This window comes from Actinomadura nitritigenes, assembly GCF_017573545.1.
GTDB lineage: Bacteria > Actinomycetota > Actinomycetes > Streptosporangiales > Streptosporangiaceae > Spirillospora > Spirillospora nitritigenes.
Genome location: NZ_JAGEOK010000092.1, coordinates 1 through 2,330, shown reverse-complemented (window position 1 = coordinate 2,330; position 2,330 = coordinate 1). Strand labels below are relative to the sequence as shown.

Genomic DNA, 2,330 nt, shown 5'->3' with positions numbered 1-2,330 from the left:
AACGCCCAGCTCAAATCATGGCGAATCCTCCGCAAGCTCCGCTGTAGCCCCGGCAAGGCCGGCCACCTGGTCAAGACCATCGCCGTCCTGCAGAACTACGAGCTCACCCGAGGATGAAAAAGGGTCACTGTTCACAAGGAGCCGGCAATGAACCTTCCAGCGAGCCCGCCGCTGGCAGCGAGCGCCCTCGACGCGCTCGACTATGAGGCCCCGTTCGTCATCGACAAGCTTCTGAAGAACCGCATCGCCGACTCTCCCGAAGAGGCGGGTCGCCTCTTCACCGAGGTGAAGAGATTCATCGTGCTCGTGCAGACCGACGACAACGTGCCGTGGGAGATGTACTCGGCACGGGTCGACGAGGCATGGCACCAGTTCATCCTGTTCACCGCGGAGTACATGGAATTCTGCGACCGCTACTTCGGCAAGTACATGTCGCACAGCCCGCACAGCTCACCCGCTCCCGGCAGCGGCGGCGCAGCGGTCCCGATGTCGTTCGGCGAGTTCCGGAGCCGATACGAGGCGCTGTTCCAAGAGGCGCTTCCGGATACCTGGTATGACGCCAAGAACATCACTCCGGCACGCCGCATGTTCAACGACGGGATCGGTGACCTGTCCGTTCGCGACAAGGGCGGCATGGTCGAACTGCTGGATGATTCCGGCGATGTCGTCATGGCCGTGAACTCACTCGCTCGGGATGCCTTGGAGTTCACCTGCCGGACGGGAGCCTTCCACGTGCGGGAGCTTCCCGGAGCCCTCACCGACGAGGAGAGGACCGCGCTTGTCACCGTGCTGTTCGAATGCGGATTGCTTCGCCTGAGCGCATGACCGTTTCGACCATCGCACTACTGTCCAGAAGGGGAAGATTGATGTCAGAAAAGGAATCCGGTCCCACGCCCGATATCCCCGTCAACCCGCTGCTCGAAAAGCTGATGACCGACGGCCGGGCGGCTGGCCTGGTCACCATGCAAGGCTATATTGGACGTTCGTCCGAAACGGGGATCGTCACGCTCCATCCCAGCCTCAACGACATCTCTCTGAGCATCGAGATCGCACGGGGCGACATCGTCCAGTTCACCCAGGCGGCCGAGTCTGAACTTCCGCATTCCGGGACCGTACTGTGGGTCACGAAGGACGCGAAGGTGACGGTGCGGTCCGTCGTGAGGGTGCGGGCGGACGAGTTGGCAGGGGTCGCAAGGAAGACGCTTTCGGCGGGCGCGGCTTTGGGGACGGTCGCGGAATCGCCGGAGGACGTCACGGAACTCCGCAAAGGACGCCTGCGCATCCAGATGCCCAACGCCAGTGAGGCGAAGGAAGCGATCTGCCACGGCGGGACCTGCGTGTCGGTGTGCAATTGCAGGTCCACGTGCTGCGTCCTGCGGCCTCCCACGTGAGACGGAACGTCGGCGGATCACCCGCGTGCCACACGGCGGGATGATGAGGGATTCCGAAGGCTCCGTCACCGAGCACGGGCCCGCCGACCGGCCGCGGCCACGGCGAGGATCCGGGCGATCAGGGCGATCCGGCAGGGATGTCACGTGGCTGCTCGACGAGATAGCGCTCCCGCCGGGGGCCCGTGTCGTCGAGCTGGGATGCGGCCCGGGCGGGGACCTCGAAGAGCTGTCCGCTCGGGTCGGGCCCACCGGTAGCGTGATCGGGGTCGACCGCAGGGCCCTGGCGGTGGCGCAGGCCCGGCGGCTGGTCCGGGAACGCGGGCTGCGCAACGTCGAGATCCTCCAGGGGGACGCCCGCGACACCGGCCTGGCGGAGGCGGCGTTCGACCTCGTGACGGCCAGCCTGGTGCTGATCATCGCGCCGGGCCGGGAGCAGATCGTCGCTGAAGCCGCCGCGCTTGCGCGCCCCGGCGGCGTCGTCGCCTTCCACGAACCCGACTTCGTCTCGCACATCTGCCATCCGCCGCTGCCGGCATGGACAAGGGTCGTGGACGTCCTCGGACGGTACGCCCGGCTGACGGGCATGGACCTCCACGTGGCCCGGCGGCTTCCCCATCTTCTCCGTGAGGCCGGCCTCGTCGACGTCCAGGCCGATCCCCGGGTCTTCGTCTATCCGCCGGGCAATGGCGCACGAGCCGGCCTTCTCGATTTCGTGACCAAGTTGGCCGACCGGATCGTGGCTCAGAAGGTGATCACGTCGGCCGAGCTGACAGGCCTCACCGCTGCACTCGACCGGCATATCTCCGATCCCCGGACACTGAGCCTTTTTCAGCGTGCTGCGGTTTCGCGGAGTTGCAGGGTATGGATGGCCTTGGCGATGCGGCCGGCGCGGTGGGGGCAGCAGCGCAGCTTCCGTAGGATTCGCCATGACTTGAGCTG

2 protein-coding genes and 3 pseudogenes are annotated in these 2,330 nt (G+C 66.1%); 4 read left to right on the top strand and 1 reads right to left on the bottom strand.

The features are described from left to right. The 4 genes and pseudogenes from J4557_RS48985 to J4557_RS50645 form a co-directional block, all read left to right on the top strand. Positions 1-117 (top strand): annotated as a pseudogene (locus J4557_RS48985) (IS5/IS1182 family transposase); the annotation flags it as partial. A 30-nt stretch (positions 118-147) separates the two neighbouring features. Next, positions 148-825: a glycine-rich domain-containing protein gene (locus J4557_RS48980; RefSeq protein ID WP_208274815.1), complete on the top strand. Its 678-nt coding sequence runs from the start codon at positions 148-150 to the stop codon at positions 823-825. A gap of 41 nt (positions 826-866) precedes the next feature. Next, complete coding sequence (locus J4557_RS48975) at positions 867-1,391, top strand: hypothetical protein (protein WP_208274813.1); 525 nt, start codon at positions 867-869, stop codon at positions 1,389-1,391. Between the two features lie 40 nt (positions 1,392-1,431). Then, a pseudogene (locus J4557_RS50645) lies at positions 1,432-1,980 on the top strand (class I SAM-dependent methyltransferase); the annotation flags it as partial. A gap of 239 nt (positions 1,981-2,219) precedes the next feature. Here the strand turns inward: J4557_RS50645 and J4557_RS48970 are convergent. Next, positions 2,220-2,330 (bottom strand): annotated as a pseudogene (locus tag J4557_RS48970) (IS5/IS1182 family transposase); the annotation flags it as partial.